This is a genomic window from Mesorhizobium sp. B2-3-7 (genome assembly GCF_006442695.1).
GTDB lineage: Bacteria > Pseudomonadota > Alphaproteobacteria > Rhizobiales > Rhizobiaceae > Mesorhizobium.
The window spans coordinates 1-15,353 of the sequence record NZ_VFVV01000002.1 but is presented as its reverse complement, the minus strand read 5'-3'; the positions used below and the strand labels follow the sequence as shown (position 1 = coordinate 15,353).

At 60.8% G+C, this 15,353-nt stretch carries 13 protein-coding genes; 9 read left to right on the top strand and 4 right to left on the bottom strand.

The features are described from left to right. Positions 1–90: 90 nt before the first annotated feature. Entirely contained in the window at positions 91–1,071 is a 981-nt protein-coding gene (locus tag FJ940_RS03965) for a LysR family transcriptional regulator (protein WP_140497338.1), read from the top strand. On the opposite strand, the gene FJ940_RS03960 is transcribed toward FJ940_RS03965, so the two are convergent. The 3 genes from FJ940_RS03960 to FJ940_RS03950 are packed head-to-tail and all read right to left on the bottom strand — an operon-like array spanning position 1,058 to position 3,796. Beyond that, entirely contained in the window at positions 1,058–1,858 is an 801-nt protein-coding gene (locus tag FJ940_RS03960; RefSeq protein ID WP_140515180.1) for a M55 family metallopeptidase, read from the bottom strand. The genes FJ940_RS03965 and FJ940_RS03960 overlap by 14 nt on opposite strands. Before the next feature lie 2 nt (positions 1,859–1,860). Next, on the bottom strand, positions 1,861–2,889 hold the full coding sequence (locus tag FJ940_RS03955; protein WP_140515179.1) for a P1 family peptidase: 1,029 nt from the start codon (positions 2,887–2,889) through the stop codon (positions 1,861–1,863). Between the two features lie 16 nt (positions 2,890–2,905). After that, positions 2,906–3,796, bottom strand: a complete 891-nt coding sequence (locus tag FJ940_RS03950) for a D-amino-acid transaminase (protein ID WP_140498074.1) — start codon at positions 3,794–3,796, stop codon at positions 2,906–2,908. A gap of 261 nt (positions 3,797–4,057) precedes the next feature. Between FJ940_RS03950 and FJ940_RS03945 the strand changes: the two genes are divergently transcribed. The 7 genes from FJ940_RS03945 (at position 4,058) to FJ940_RS03915 (ending at position 11,309) form a co-directional block, all read left to right on the top strand. Continuing rightward, positions 4,058–4,375, top strand: a complete 318-nt coding sequence (locus tag FJ940_RS03945) for a metalloregulator ArsR/SmtB family transcription factor (RefSeq protein WP_210239498.1) — start codon at positions 4,058–4,060, stop codon at positions 4,373–4,375. Beyond that, complete coding sequence (locus FJ940_RS03940) at positions 4,372–4,860, top strand: SRPBCC family protein (protein ID WP_140515178.1); 489 nt, start codon at positions 4,372–4,374, stop codon at positions 4,858–4,860. The genes FJ940_RS03945 and FJ940_RS03940 overlap by 4 nt, the downstream gene beginning before the upstream one ends. Before the next feature lie 75 nt (positions 4,861–4,935). After that, entirely contained in the window at positions 4,936–5,349 is a 414-nt protein-coding gene (locus tag FJ940_RS03935; RefSeq protein WP_140655413.1) for an MAPEG family protein, read from the top strand. 378 nt (positions 5,350–5,727) lie between these two features. After that, positions 5,728–7,176: a TolC family protein gene (locus FJ940_RS03930; protein WP_140515176.1), complete on the top strand. Its 1,449-nt coding sequence runs from the start codon at positions 5,728–5,730 to the stop codon at positions 7,174–7,176. Positions 7,177–7,216: 40 nt separating this feature from the next. Then, a complete protein-coding gene (locus FJ940_RS03925; protein ID WP_140655410.1) occupies positions 7,217–9,349 on the top strand; it encodes a type I secretion system permease/ATPase in 2,133 nt (710 codons plus the stop codon). 45 nt (positions 9,350–9,394) lie between these two features. Continuing rightward, entirely contained in the window at positions 9,395–10,684 is a 1,290-nt protein-coding gene (locus FJ940_RS03920) for an HlyD family type I secretion periplasmic adaptor subunit (RefSeq protein WP_140497322.1), read from the top strand. After that, positions 10,674–11,309, top strand: coding sequence for a ribbon-helix-helix domain-containing protein (locus FJ940_RS03915; protein ID WP_140515174.1), 636 nt, complete (start codon positions 10,674–10,676; stop codon positions 11,307–11,309). Before FJ940_RS03920 ends, FJ940_RS03915 begins: the two co-directional genes overlap by 11 nt. A gap of 128 nt (positions 11,310–11,437) precedes the next feature. Here FJ940_RS03915 and FJ940_RS03910 read toward each other — a convergent pair whose 3' ends face one another. Continuing rightward, positions 11,438–12,406 (bottom strand): transglutaminase-like cysteine peptidase, encoded by a 969-nt coding sequence (locus tag FJ940_RS03910; RefSeq protein ID WP_140515173.1) that lies wholly within the window; start codon positions 12,404–12,406, stop codon positions 11,438–11,440. A gap of 323 nt (positions 12,407–12,729) precedes the next feature. On the opposite strand from FJ940_RS03910, the gene FJ940_RS03905 reads away from it, so the two are divergent. Then, on the top strand, positions 12,730–15,353 hold a 2,624-nt coding region (locus FJ940_RS03905), incomplete at its 3' end, for a DUF5801 repeats-in-toxin domain-containing protein (RefSeq protein ID WP_210243511.1).

The following is a 15,353-nucleotide window of genomic DNA, read 5'->3' as shown; positions in this document are numbered from 1 at the left end:
CATGCAAAATTTGCATAACATTGCAATTATAATGAAATATGCTCCCATTGCGGCTGGATCAATGCTCGAACGCAGTGGAGGAGAGGCCGCGTGGAAATCAAATGGCTCGAAGATTTCGTGACACTTGCAGAAACATCGAGCTTTTCGCGGGCAGCCGAAATCCGCAATGTCACCCAGTCGGCCTTCAGTCGGCGCATCAAGCAGCTTGAGACGTGGCTCGGAGCACCGCTCATCAGTCGTGCCACCATGCCGGCCGAACTGACATCGGCCGGACGCAATTTTCTTCCGATGGCGCAAGACGCCATCAGGATGTTCTATTCGGTGCGCGAGTCTCTGCGCCCGCCTGCGGAACAGGGGCTTGTACGCTTTGCGGCCCTTCACACATTGACCATCACGTTCTTTCCGGTTTGGCTGCGGGAGGTGCAGCGGAACACTCGCACCTTCGGCACATCCTTCATGGCTGACAGGGGTGGCATCGAGGCGAACCTGGCTGCACTGACCGATGGCGAAACCGACTTCTTCCTGACCTATGCGCACCGTGAAGTGCCGTTTCACCTGGATCGCGACAAGTTTTCTCATCTGGCTATCGGATCGGATCGGCTCATCCCGGTCGCGGCGCCGGAACTGCGCTTCGACAAGTCGACCGTGCCCGCGGCGGGCATTCTGGACAGTCCGGAAACGGCAAAGCGAGCTTTGCCCTATCTGGGCTATGGTTACAGCTCTTTCTTTGGTGTCGCCCTCGGAAAACTGTTCTCGAAGCACTCGCCGTTCCGGCGTCAGACAGTGCATGAAAGCACAATAAGCGCCGGACTCAAGGAACTTGCGCTGACCGGCGCGGGCATCTGCTGGCTGCCGGAAAGCCTCGTCGAGAACGACATCTCCAATGGAGCCCTTGTCATCTGTTCGAATGACAGCACATGGACGCTCGATCTCGAGATACGATTGTATCGCAGCTCGGAGAAGACGCGAAGCACCATGGTGGAGGCTCTTTGGCAATCATCCAAGGCGCTGGCGCAAACGTTGAAGCCCGCCGCGCCAGCCGCGGGCACGGCGACCTTCAGCTCTTCATGAAGCGGAAGGCGCGCAGCACCTCGAAATAGTCGTTCGATGCAAAGGCGACGGCACGTGGCCCGTGCCGGCGCACTCCGGGATACCAGGAGGCGCGATAGGCATCGACGGGGTTGCTGAATTCGATGATGATCTCGACCCTTTCCGGCATTGACGGCAAAGCTTGCCGCGCCCTGTCGCGCAACGCCCTTTCAACGCCCTCGCATATTGCGCCGCGCGCCGCCGCAGGCGCCAGGGAGATGGTGGCCGCGCCGATGCCTTTGAGGGTTTCGACAGTGGCTATCCCCGGGACGAGGGCTCTGGCGTCGGCGCAAATGCCTTCGTCGCCGGAAAGAAATACCGAGCGCACGCCATAGCGCGCGGCGCACAACGCATTCAATGTGAATTCGGACGCTGTTTCGCCATTCAGGATCAGCCGCGATATTCGCAATGTCGATGTGTGTGCAAGCGGGTTGTCCTCGACGCCGGCCTTGGAATGGTAGCCGGCATAAAGCGCGGCATCGAAGCTTTCATCGATCCCGAACATCATTGCGTCCGGATGTCCCGACCAGCCCCTCACGATGCGCGCGAAAGGCGGCATGCGTTCGAGAATAAGGTTGCGCCCGCTGTCATGCGCATCCTTGATCATGATTTCGGTGGCGCCAGCGGCTCGCGCTCCTTCGCAGGCGGCCAGGACCTCCCCGGTCATCAGTTCGCGGAATTCCCTGTGGTCGGCATGCGTTCTTTCCGCCTCGTCCCAGGATTGAATGCCCGCGGTGCCTTCGATATCGGCCGAAATGAAAATCTTCATGCTCAAAGGGGCTCCTTCAGCCAGTCGGTCAACGCCGGAATCCTGCGTCTATTTCGTCCAACCACGCCTTGCGCGGCGCACAGGGCGTTCAGAACGGCCTCGACCGTGGTTTCCACAACCGCTTCGAAAACGAGGTCGATGTATCTGTCATCGACACGCGAAATCGAAATGAACGGTGAAGGCGAGACGTGCGGCAGAGGATCGGCGGTCGTGAAGGCGATGGCGATATCGCCACTGCCGTGTCCCCAATACGAACCGAGGCGGGCAATGCCGGCGCCGGCCCGGCTGGCGGCACGGTTCAATTGCCGGTCGTCAAGAGGAATATCCGTGCCGAGAATGATGATGATCGACCCGCTTTCAGGCTCGCCGAGCCCTTTGGGATCGGCTCTGCGGCCATCCGGGAGGACAAGATCCCCTGCCCTGCCGAAGTTGGACAACACCAGAGCGCCAAGCGTGAAGGCGCGAGACCCGATCTCGACAGACCTGGACGCGCTGCCGATACCCGCCTTGAAGCCAAACGACGTCATTCCGGTGCCGGCGCCGATGCTGCCCTGTTCGACCGGACCGGCGCTCGCGGCATCCAGCGCCGCTTCGGCGTCATGCCGGGTGACCGCCATTGCCTGAATATCATTGATGCCGCCGTCGTTGCATTCGCAAACGACGGGGTTGACCGTGCTGGTCTTGCGCCCGATCTCCGGGTTGGCGGCAATGGCACGCTTGATCAGCGCCTCCGCACATGGTGCGACCGAGAACGTGTTGGTCAGAAGGATCGGCGTTTCGATCGTGCACAGTTCGGACAATTGCATGAGCCCGACGGACTTGCCGAAACCGTTGATGATATCGACCGCCGCCCTGACCTTGGATCTGAACAGGTCGCCGCCATGGGGCAAGACGGCGGTGACGCCTGTCGCAAGTCCGTCGGCGATGATCGTCTTATGGCCGACCAGGACACCCGGCACGTCCGTGATCGCATTGTTCGGGCCGGGCGGCAGCCGCCCCATGCAAAGGCCTAAACGCCGTGCCGCGCCCATTTTCACATCCCACTCATCAAGCAAGGGCCGCTCTTCCGGCCGCATGCCCGTTCATCTCTGCAAAAGCTGTCTGGACGTAAATTTCCTGCAGGCGGCGTGTCAATGGACCAGGTTGGCCGTTTCCGATCCTGTGGCCGGCAATACGGATGACGGGGGTGACCAGGCTGGAGGCGGAGGTCAGGAACGCTTCCGCCGCCGAAAACGCCTCCTCTGGCGAGAACGCACGCTCTTCAAACAAAATGCCCTGGTCTTCACATAGACGCGCCACTGCTCGCCGCGTACAGCCGGGCAGGATGGCTTGAGAATTGGCGCGAGTAATGACACGGCCGTCGTGCGTAACGATGAAAGCCGTCGCCGATGCGCCCTCGGTCACCTGTCCACCCTCGACAAACCAGACATCATCGAAGCCTTTCTCGCTTGCAGCATGCTTTGCCAGAACCTGCCCCAGCAGCATGACAGTCTTTATGTCGCGCCGCGCCCAGCGCGGATCAGGCGCCAGGTCGACGGCGACGCCTTCGGCCTGAGCCTTGGTTCCTACGAGTTTGCGGGCGCTTGTGAAGGCGACCATGGTCGGCTCAAGATCATCGGGAAACAGGAAATTGCGCTTGGCTTCGCCGCGCGAAATCTGGAGATAGACCGTTCCTTCATCCAATCCGTTGAGCGAGATCAGTTCCAATTGAATGGCTTCTATCTCAGGCAGCGTCACGGGCATGGGAATACATATCTCGGCAAGCGACCGCTGGAGACGATTGAGATGGAAATCATTGTCTATCAGCCTGCCGCCCATCACGGCGGTCACCTCGTAGACCGCGTCTGCAAAGAGGAACCCCCGATCGAAGAGACCGATGCGCGCCTCGTCTTCGGGCATGTAACGCCGATTGCAATAGACTTGCGCCACTTTGGCCATCCTCGATCCCAGCATCAACTGACTGCTCGATAAATGCCAAGGCAGGTCGGCAAAGACCAATTCAAAAAATGCAATTCGGTATGCCGATACCGTCAAAGCGCAACGGGCACTCTCTGCGACGGCCGCATGATTCACGCCACGAGACGGCGCAGGTCGCTGAATGGTTTCCTTTAATCCCGCGGAGCCGGACGGGGGCTTGGACGACGCATCGTTGACCTCCCGATATTGACAGGTCGCGGCCATCGATTTAAGTTCGCGTTAGTGGCCACTAACGCGAACTACTGGACAGCGCTCGGAGATCCGACAAGGCGCACGATCTTCGAACTGCTGGTCGAACAGCCCTGTTCGGTCAGCGGACTTGCTCGTGCCCTGCCTGTAACCCGGCCGGCCGTCTCTCAGCACTTGAAGATACTCAAGGCTGCCGGGCTTGTGGCCGACACGCGCTCGGGCAAAGAACGCATATACCGTATCGATCAGGATGGGCTGGCAGGCCTGCGCGCGGAAATCGACCAGTTCTGGAGCAAGACCCTGGCGGGCTACAAATTAGCCGTCGAGTATCCAAAAAAGGACCAAGCATGAGTAAGGACCCTGCACTCGCGCCCGTAAGGCATTTCGTCGTTGTCGAGGCATCCATTGCGCGTGCCTTCAAGGTTTTCACCGAGGATTTCGGGAGATTCAAACCTCGAGAGCACAATCTTCTTGCCGTTCCGATCGCAGAAACGATCTTCGAACCCCGGGTCGGAGGGCACATTTACGACCGAGGTGTGGATGGCAGCGAGTGCCGCTGGGCTCGTGTGTTGGCCTACGATCCGCCCAGCCGGCTGGTTCTGAGCTGGGACATCAGCCCTCGGTGGCAGATCGAGACCGACCCGAACAAGACGAGCGAATGGGAGGTCCGGTTCACGGCCGAGACCGAGAACAGAACCCGAGTTGAGATCGAGCACCGGCATTTCGAGCGCCATGGGGAAGGCTGGGTAGGCGTGAGGGGTGCAGTTGATAGCGATCAGGGCTGGCCGCTCTACCTGCAACGGTTCCACGACTTGTTCAACCATCGGACAGCCTGACAACCGCGTTGCAGTTCATGGGGTATGACTCGCAAGCACCGTATCGCCCACTGAGATTCCAGGAGCAGAGACAATATGGAAGTCTATTGGTTAAGCATCCTCGGCGTGCTTACGCTTTGTTTGCTGTCGGTGGTGTTGGCAGTCTATTCCGGTTCGTCCAAGGGATTTGCAGGGGTGCTTTCAGGACCGGTAGTCCCGGCGGACGACCACAACCCGCTCTACAGGATCGACCGCGTCCACATGAACTCGGTTGAGGCGCTGGCGCCCTTTGTCGTGCCCGCGGTGCTGGCGATGATGGTTGGTGTTGGACCGACCACATTGGCGACGCTTGTGGGGCTGCACCTGGCGATACGCCTGATTCATCTGGGAATCTACCTACGTGGCGGAAACGCCGCAAAGGGAGGCAGTGTCAGGACGGTTCTGTACGTTTCGGGAGCGCTGGTTACGCTTGCCCTTGTTCTTGTGACTGGATGGGCAGCACTCCATTGACGCGTTATCGGCAGTTATCGGAGGCTACATCCGTTATAGTCCGCGTCCGGCATCCCCGTTCGGCAACAGCGCCACCGTCTCGGCCCAGGCAACTTTCGGGACCATTATGCGGTTTTTTTCAAAAAGTGCCCTAGCCGCTCCAACCAAGGCATTTTTTCGTTGCAGCCGATCGGCATTCTCCCACCCCCATCGGTCCCGCTGTTATGTGTTATTTTTGCTACATGTCGCTGCTCATGACTGGGAAAACCCATTTAGAGTCGCCTAAATTAATATTCGCTCACGTATTTTCTGAATATATCGGGTAATTCGGCAATGGTGGGCCTGGGGTTGGCCCGCTTATGCGCCTTGAGGAAGGCGTTGGGGAAACGGGTGGGCTAAATGAATAGAACTGGCATGTCGGCCATAGGCAAGCGCCTTGGTCTTTTGATGGCGGCTACGATGCTGACTTGCGGGGGGGCGAACGCCCTCACGCTCAAGGAGGCCGTGGCGGTAGCGGTCGAATCCAATCCGGAGATCGGCCAGGCGATAGAAAATCGCGAAGCGATCGAGTTCGAATTGCGTCAGGCAAAGGGCCTCTATTTGCCCAGCGTCGACCTGCAGGCGTCGGCTGGCGCTCGCCGTCTCGACAATTCGTCACGGCGCGCACTCTCGATAGAGGACGACGCGCTTTATCCGGCAGAAACCGACCTGACCGTTTCGCAGACGCTCTATGACAGCGGCGCAAGGCGCGCAGAATTGAACCGCCAGGCCTCCCGCGTCGATGGCGCGTCGTTTCGAGTGCTGGAACGGTCGGAATTCATCGGCCTCTCTGTTGTCCAGGACTACCTCGAATACATGCTCCAGGCTTCGATTGTTGCCGAGGCAAAGAAAAACCTGGGCTTCCATCAAGCAATCCTCCACGACATCCAGGAAGGCATTGCCGGCGGCGGGTTGAACGAAGCCGACCGGCAACAGGCTGAGGAGCGGCTGTTCGCGGCCAAGGCCCGCATGCAGGAAGCGTCGGAGGAACTGGAGGCCGCGCGGATACGGTTTTTCAAGACTGTCGGCAAGCCGCTGACCAATGCAGCGAGGCCGGCTGACGTGTCCGGCACGCTGCCAAGGTCGCTGGACGATGCCTTGGGCCTTGCGCGCGAGAGCAACCCGCGCGTCCACATGGCCAACAGCGATATTGCCGCGGCGGCCTCGCTGGTGGACGCGGCGCGCGCGAAATACGGCCCTTCGATCATTGCCGAAGGCTCTGCCCGGGCGGGCTACGACATTGACGGCGACAATGGAGACGCATCCGATCTGCAGGCACGTCTGGTGTTGCGCTGGAATCTCTATCGGGGCGGCATCGACAAGGCCAATGAGCAGGAGCAGATCCGCCGCACCAGCGAGCAGCGGCTCGCGATGCACCAGGTTCTCCGAGAGATCGAGGAAGCCGTTCGCACGTCATGGGATCGTCGCTTCCGGCAGGCCGATCTGGCCAAGACCCTGAAGCTACAAGCAGTCTCCAACGAAAAGCTGGTCGCGTCCTATCGCGAACAGTTTAAGGTCGGTCAGCGCTCGTTGCTCGACGTGCTCGATGCGCAGAACACGCGATTCAACACCGCGACACTGGCCGACACCGCGTCCTACGCATCCCTTTTCGCGCAATATCGGCTTCTGGCGGCGACCGGGCAGTTGCTGAAAACGATGGACGTCCACCCGCCAAAACAGGCTACGGCATACGCGCGGACCGAGTTCGCCGCGCCGGAAACGGCCGACACCGAAACCTATGCGCGCACGCCCTCGGAACAGAAAAACGACGTGCCGTTCGATATTCTGGCACCGGTCAGGAAAAAATAGGCGGGCCTAAGGATCGATCGAGAGTCCCCGCGGGCGGATCGTGAACCAGCAACCCAACATCCTGTCACCGAAAGAGGCTTTCAAGGCCTGCTTTTCGGCCGTCGCCGCATATCTCGGCCGCCCCAGCGCCGAAACCGTGCTCTTTGCCGGCGTGCCGCTGGCCGAAACGCGCATCGATATCGACGCAATCCGGCATCTTGCCGAGCGCGTCGGCCTTGAAATCACCGAATTCAGCCAGCGCGACTTTGTTCGGGGGCGCATCGACCTCCCCGCGATCGTCTTTCGCGTCAGCCAGCTGCCTGTCGCGCTGCTGGCCGATGGTGAAGCCGGGGAATATTTTACAGCTCCCCAGGAGGACGGGCGCACCACGATCAGCCGGTCGGAGCTGGCCAACAGCTATATCAGCGGCGGTGCGTCCTTCTCCATCACCTACGCCAACGCGACGGAGGCCATGAGCGTCGGCTCGGCGCCGAAAATCGAGCGGCGACATTGGCTGACGGGAACGATGGGGCCGTTCTGGCGCACCTATTCGAAAGTTATCCTGTCGGCGGTGTTCATCAATCTGCTCGCCATCGCCTCGCCGATCTTCACCATGAACGTGTACGACAGGATCCTGCCGAACAAAGCGATATCGACGCTCTGGGTGCTGGCCATCGGCATCGGCGCGGTCATCCTGTTCGACCTGCTGCTAAAGACCTCCCGGGCATCGCTCATCGACTATGCCGGGCGCAAGGCGGATCTGCGCATTTCATACATGCTGTTCGAGAAGGTGCTGAACTCGTCTCTGGCGGCACGGCCGGGCTCGACGGGCGAATACGCAAATCGCGTAACCCAATATGAATTCGTGCGCGAATTCTTCACGTCCAACACCATCAGCGTGTTCATCGACACGGCTTTCGTGTTTGTTTTTCTCCTCGTCATCTATGCGATAGGCGGCTGGCTGGTCATGATACCCGCGCTGGCCTTCGTCGCGTCGGTGATCGTCGGACTGGTCACGCAGCGGCGCATCGGCAAGCGTGTGGCGGCCTCCATGAACGAGGCCTCGCAGCGCCAGGCGCTGCTGGTCGAATCCATTTCCACGCTGGAGACGATCAAGTCGCTGCGCGCCGAAGCCTACCTGTTGCGAAAATGGGGAGAGCATTCCAAAAACGCCTCCAACACCTCCGAGAAGATCAAGCAGCTTTCGGCCGCCGCCGGCAATATAACGCAGGCCATCCAGCAGCTGGTCACCGTCGCGCTGGTGGTGGCCGGCGCCTACGCCTTCTCCGAAGGACATGTCTCCACCGGAGCCATCATCGGCACCGTCATGCTGGCCAGCCGGGCTGTGGCCCCGCTCGGGCAGATCGCCATCACCTTGTCGAGATTGCGCCAGGCCATGCTCTCTTTGCGGATGGTGAATTCGATCATGGCTCAGCCGGAGGATCGTCCGGACACTGTGGGCTTCGTCAACCGGCCCATCCGCAACGGCGCCATGGTGTTCCGGAACGTCGGCTTTACCTATCCCGGCTCCGAGAACGAAGTCCTGACCGGCCTGAATTTCTCCGTGAAGCCGGGGGAGCGGATCGGCATCATCGGCCGCATAGGATCGGGAAAGACGACGATGGGGCGGCTGATCGGCAGGCTTTTCTTGCCGAGTTCCGGCGAACTGCTGCTGGACGGCATCGACATCCGTCAATACCACCCCTCCGAGGTTCGGGCCGCCGTCGGCATCGTCGCGCAGGCGAACGATCTGTTTTCAGGCACCATCAAGGAAAATCTTTTGATGGCCTGTCCGGAGGCGACCGATGAGCAGATCGTCGAAGCGGCCAAGGCCGCCGGCGTCGACGATTTCGTCTCCCGCCACCCGCGCGGCTATGACATGAATGTCGGCGAGCGCGGCACCAATCTCTCGGGCGGCCAGAGACAGACGATGGCGATCGCCCGGCTGTTGCTGACGAAACCGAAAGTCGTCTTCCTGGACGAGCCGTCCGGCTCGATGGATCTGGCTTCCGAGCGTCAACTGATCAAGCAGCTCAAAGTGGCTTTCGATCGAAACACCACGCTGATCGTCTCCACGCACCGCTTCAGCATGCTCGAACTTGCCGACCGGCTTATCGTCATCGAGCAAGGCAGGATCGTTGCCGATGGACCAAAGGACCAAGTGATACAGGCGCTGCAGAAAAAAAGCACCTGAAGAACGAAAACTATCAAAGTATTCAATGCGTTGGGGCCGTGGGAAATGCTTGCAAGGGAAGACCGGCCGCCGCTCTTTGCGTCGGCGTCCATATTTATCATAGGTGCACTCTTCGTGTCTTCCGTTGCTTGGGCGTCCTTTGCCGAGGTGGATGAAATCGCACGCGGCGACGGCAAGGTCATACCTGCTTCCAAAACGCAGATCATCCAGGCCAGCGAGCCGGGCGTCGTCCAGGAAATTGCCGTCAAGATCGGGCAGGTCGTGAAGAAGAACGACCTCATCATCCGCCTCGACAATACGTTCAACACCTCTAGCCTTGGCGAGCAACAGGCCAAGGCACGGGCATTACAGACCCGCATTGCACGGCTGAAGTTCGAGCAGAGCGGCGATCTGCAAGGCGAATTTCCATGTCCGGCCGAAATCCAGAAGGTCGCCCCGGAAATCTGCGACAACGAGCAGAAGCTGCTCGTCGCCCGCCGCGACAACTTCGAAGTCAAGCTGTCGGTTCTCAAGTCGCGCCTCGATCAGCGCGAGAAGGAATTGGACGAGGCGACCGCCAATTCCGATCGCCTCACGAAGAATCTGGTCGTCAGCGACCAGGAGGCAAAGCTGGTCGAAGCCATGGTCAAGAAAGGCCTGATGGCGCGAACCGAGCAACTCCGGGTCGAACGCGAGCAGACCGAGCTCAATGGGCAGCTGACGCTTGCTGGAGAAACCACCAAGAAAGCCAAATCGGCTATCACCGAGGCCCAGCTTCAGGTCGACGAGCTCGGCCTGCAGCTGCAACAGGAGGCGCTGAGCGACCTCACGCAGGCGCTGGCTGACCTCTCGGTGGTCGATGAAACCATTCGCGGCGCGACCGACAAGGTGGCCCGCACCGACATCCGTTCTCCAGTCGACGGTATCGTCAACACGCTTGACATCAATACGGTTGGCGCGTTCGTGCAGCCCGGCGCGGTGGTCGCCGGCATCGTTCCGACTTCGGAGACCTTGCTGGTCGAAGCGCGGGTTTCGCCCCGCGACGTTGCCTTCATCCGGCCGGACCAGGAGGCGCTGATCAAGGTCACCGCCTATGATTTCTCGATCTTCGGCGGCATCGAAGGCAAGGTCTCGAACATCACCGCCGACAGTCTCGTCGACCAGAAGACAGGCGAGCCCTATTATCAGGTGCGCGTCGCGACCGACAGGTCGACGCTGACGCGGGATGGCAAGACCTATTCGATCATCCCGGGCATGATCTGCTCCGTCGACATCAAGACCGGCCGCAAGACGATCCTGACCTACCTGCTGAAACCCATAAACAAGGCACGAGAGGAGGCGATGAGTGAACGATAGCGCCACGCCTCCCGCTGTCCTTGAGCGATTGCTCGTGCCGATGGCTACGGAAGACCTCGGTATGGAGTTCCGGGTTGTCGCGCGCCGCGGCATCCGCCGCGGCATCCGCCTGGAGCGGACGTTCTGGACGTCGCTCAGGCAGATGGCGGAAAGCCGCAAATGCACGATCGGCATGCTTGTCGATGAGATCGCCGAGAGCCAGCCTCCGGCCGGCAATCTGACGTCGGCGATCAGGGTTGCCTGCATTCGTGACTTGACGGAAGAAAACCTGACGTTGAAGAGGCTTGCGTCGATCAGGACGATCACCGCGATACTGGTCGCCTGCCCCTCGCCCGCCTTCGCCCTTTCATCGTCGAAAAAGATCCTGACCTTCAACGCTCCGTTCCAACAATTGGTAAAGCGCCAATTGCCGACGGCGCCGAGCGATGACGGGCGTCAGGATCTCAGGCTGGCGCTCGATCTCAACGTGGCGGACATCTTCGCGCGGCTGGATGCCAATGGCGAGATTCCGGTCGCCAGCGGGTTCGTCATCGGCGCCGGCGAACGCCGATATCGTGGCCAATTGAATGCCGTGCGAGCACCGCTGGTCGGGCAGGACCTGCTGATGGCATTCGTCAGCGGCTAGCAGCAGTTCCAGGAAAAGTGCGAAACGCTTCCCGGGAAAAGCGTGTAGCGCTTTCCGTTGGGAATTGCGCAAAACAAAGAGATAGAGCGGTTCGGCGTTTTCCATAAAAGCCGGCGAACCGCGGTTGCTCACCGACGGGCAAGCGCTCCAGAAGCCGTGTCGGGCTGCAATCCCTCGCCGGGCGCGACGCCTGCAAAACCGCCCTTGATCTCCGCGACCTGCGCGCTGCCCGATCTCGAACCATGGATCCAGGCTCGGTCCGTGCTGAAGGAATAAAGCGGCACATAATCGGGGAGATCGCTGTCGCGCAGCACGGTGTTGTTGAGGCTGTCGAGAATGAACACGCCACTTGCCGTGCTTACCGACAGGACCGCATGGAAGAATCCCCGCCTGCGATCCTGGAGAACAACCAACGCCATGCTTTGCGCGGGGATGCCGGCCCTCAGCAGCGCCGTCATCTTCAGTATGACGAAATCCTCGCAGTCGCCGGCGCGCTTATCGAGCACCTCGGTGGGCTTTGCCCAGTAATCGAGCTTGCCATAGATGACGCTGTCCTTCCTGTAGGCGATCAGGTGATTGATGCCGCTGTTGACGAATGACAGTTTCTCGCTGAACCCTTTGCCCTGTGCCGACGAGATCAGCCTGGCAAAAGCCGCACTCTTCTGCTCGCAGGCACTGCCCGCCGAGCAGCCGACAATTGCCTGGTAGACCGGTGCCCACCGCGCGGCGACGGGAAAGTTATGCATGGACAACGCGACCGAGCCGAACACGCCGGGGATAATCGTTGCCGTCTTGATGGGATCAATTCCGACATTCGCAGGCGCCGGCGCAACGCCCGCTTGGGCATCGTCGATCGTGTAACTCATGGAAACCAGGTCGGGCTGGTATCCTACCGCCGGTCGCCAAGGCTGGAATCTTTCCAGGGAAACGCCGCCCAGGCTGGGCGGCATCCGCACGTCTTCAACAAGCCCGCCGACCGAAGCGGTGCCCTCTAAATGGACGCTCGCGAGCGATGGCTGCGGCAGGCCTGCGAGGCTGATCGTCAGCAAGAGTAGCTTGAGGCCGGCTGTTCCCGGCGCGGTTTTTTCTTTTTTCATAACGCCCACCTTTTGACTGTGGACGGTACCGATCTTGTCTCAAATTATTGCCAATGAAGGTAGATAATGGCGACGAAACTTGTTTCCACTATTTTTCGTAAAATTTTATTTGAATTTATACTTCTATTTACCATGCAACAGGGGGCGAGGCCTCATCCGCACTGGCACCTATCGACTTATATAACAGAATATATGCTCCCAGTTTACCACGCGTAAAAAATGCCATTGTAGGCATATAATGGTATATAAAGTAGATTGACGGACGGTTGCAAAGTAATGGCTGCCGCTGTCTCTTTCGGGGAAATGCCGGAGGGGTACAAGCAATGACCATCAATAACGAATTGGACGCCGTTTCGGGTTCGTGGGACGAGCATTCCATGGCCAGTGAACGTCACGACCAGACCTCGCCGGCAGAGTTCCAGGTCGCACAGGCGGCTTCGACGCAACAGGCCGCGCCGGCAGCGGCCGAACCAGTGCCGGTCGATGTGGGCAGTGGCGCGCCGGCGGAAGCACCCGCGGAGGCGAAGGCCCAGGCGGCAGCCGCGCCGCACGAATACGTCGCCGACGCCGGCAACGTCGTGAAGCTTCCGGCGAACGTCTCTATCGACAACATCAAGGTCGACGGCCACAATCTCGTGCTCGAACAGGCCGACGGCTCGGTCATCGTGATCAAGGACGGCGCGCTCAACGTGCCGACCTTCGTACTTGGCGACGTCGAGGTGCCGCGCGTCGCCTTGATCGCCGCGCTCGAGGCGAGCCATGTGGATGTCGCCTTCGGCGCCGATGGTTCGATGTCGGCTGGCCCTGGAGGTTCGACCTCGAGCGCCGGTGGAAATTTTGAAATTCCTCCTGGCGGCATCGGCGATGGATTTGATCTTTCGGCGCTCTTGCCGCCGACCGATCTGCAGTTCGGGCAGGCCGAGAGGCGGGAACTGTTCCTTCCCAATGCGAACCCGGAATTTGGCGATCTCACCGTCCGCGTGTCGGAAGAAGGGCTTTCCGGCGCAAACCCGGACGGCGATCCCGGCTCACCCTTCGACGAATCGAATCTTTCGGTGATCAACGGCAGCTTCGGCGCTACGGATCCCAATGGCGATCCGCTGACCTACGGCCTCGGAGTGCCTGCCACGACGCTTACCTCGCACGGCACCGACGTCGTGTGGGAACTGGTCGATTCGACGCATCTCGTCGGCAGGGTCGGATCGGACGTTGTGATCAGCGTCACCATCACGGATGCGAGCACGGGAACCTTCCAGATCGCCCTGCTCGGTCCCCTCGACCACCCGCTGGCCGGCTTCGAGGATGACCTCTCCATCGTCGTCCCGGTTACCGTGCAGGACCCGTTCGGCGGCTCGGCAACGGCCAACATGACCGTGATCGTCGAGGACGACAGCCCTGCCCTGACGGTGGGCAACACGGCAGCCAGTTCCGCGGTGCTCGATGAAAGCAACGCCGGTTCGCCGGCTGGCTTTCCGATCGATGTGACGAGCGCCAACCCGATTATTTCCGTTGCATCCAATTTCGGTGCCGACGGCGCCGCCGCCGGCGGCGGCATCGCCTATGCGCTGGGCCTGACCGGCAATGTCGCATCGCTCGATTCGGGCCTGAAGACGGCCATTGGCGATTTTGCGATCACGCTGCTGCAGACCAATGCGACGACGGTCACCGGCACTTATCAGAACGGCGGCACCCACACCGCCTTTACCATCGTCATCAACGGCAATGGCACGCTTACGGTCACCCAATACGCTCCGCTGGAGCACACTGTCGATGGATCGAGCGCTGCTGCCCATGACGACGTGCTGACCCTCTCGGGCAAGATCACAGCCTCGGTGACCGTCACCGACTTCGATGGCGACAGCGCATTCGGCGGTGCCCAGATCGGCGGCGCGATCCAGTTCCACGACGATGGACCTTTGGTGACAGTCGTCGCCGACGCCGGCGCCGTGGTCTCACTCGACGAAACGCAGGCCTTGAGCATGGCGGCTGCGATCAACACAGGAACCATCGTCAAGGGCGATGATCCCGATATCGGCGGTACCGGGGCGATCACCTCCGGCACCAGCAACGGCGCCCTGGTCAATGTGACGGCGCTGTTCGGCGGCGACGGCCCGGCGGCAAGCACCGCCACCGTCTATCAGCTGAGCGTCACGAACGCCGTTTCCGGCCTGACCGTCACCGACGGCTCAACGATCACCTTGCAGACGCTTGCGAACGGAGTGGTTGTCGGAGTCGTGCAGGGCGGCGCGTTCAAGGGCGAGGCCGCGTTCGCGCTGTCGATCGATCCGGCCACCGGCAAGGTGACCGTCGAGCAATATCTGTCGCTCCACCATTCCGACACCGGTAATCCCGACGACACGGTTGCACTCACCGCCGGCTCGCTGGCCGTGAAGGTCACGGTCACGGATAGCGATGGCGACTCCGCCAGCGCCAGCGCCGACGTGTCGGGCCAGATCAGTTTCGACGACGACGGGCCGAAGGTGACGGCTGTCGCCGCCACCGGCGTTACGGTAGCGCTTGACGAGACGGCGACCACGAGCACCCCGGCTGGGATCGACACTGGTACGGTCACCAAGGGCGAGGATCCCGATGTCGGCGGCACCGGCGCGATCGCGCACGGCACCAGCGACAGTGCCTTCGTCAACATCACGGCGCTGTTCGGCGCCGACGGTCCGGCCGTTTCGGGCAGCACCGTCTATGCGCTAAGCGTCACCAATGCGGTCTCCGGCCTTGCTGTCACCGACGGCTCGCTGATCACCTTGCAGACGCTGGCCAACGGCGTCGTGGTCGGCGTCGTCCAGGGCGGCATGTTCGATGGCGATGCGGCGTTCGCGCTGTCGATCGATCCGGCCACCGGCAAGGTGACCGTCGAGCAATATCTGTCGCTTCATCATTCGGACGCCTCCAATCCGGACGACACGGTGGTGCTGGACCTGCATTCGGTCGC

Excerpts from the sequence above, each read along its gene's own strand:
- FJ940_RS03910 (WP_140515173.1), bottom strand. The coding sequence starts at position 12,406 with ATGAAAAAAGAAAAAACCGCGCCGGGAACAGCCGGCCTCAAGCTACTC.
- FJ940_RS03935 (WP_140655413.1), top strand. The coding sequence starts at position 4,936 with ATGGAAGTCTATTGGTTAAGCATCCTCGGCGTGCTTACGCTTTGTTTG.
- FJ940_RS03920 (WP_140497322.1), top strand. The coding sequence starts at position 9,395 with ATGCTTGCAAGGGAAGACCGGCCGCCGCTCTTTGCGTCGGCGTCCATA.
- FJ940_RS03940 (WP_140515178.1), top strand. The coding sequence starts at position 4,372 with ATGAGTAAGGACCCTGCACTCGCGCCCGTAAGGCATTTCGTCGTTGTC.
- FJ940_RS03960 (WP_140515180.1), bottom strand. The coding sequence starts at position 1,858 with ATGAAGATTTTCATTTCGGCCGATATCGAAGGCACCGCGGGCATTCAA.
- FJ940_RS03930 (WP_140515176.1), top strand. The coding sequence starts at position 5,728 with ATGAATAGAACTGGCATGTCGGCCATAGGCAAGCGCCTTGGTCTTTTG.
- FJ940_RS03950 (WP_140498074.1), bottom strand. The coding sequence starts at position 3,796 with ATGGCCAAAGTGGCGCAAGTCTATTGCAATCGGCGTTACATGCCCGAA.
- FJ940_RS03955 (WP_140515179.1), bottom strand. The coding sequence starts at position 2,889 with ATGGGCGCGGCACGGCGTTTAGGCCTTTGCATGGGGCGGCTGCCGCCC.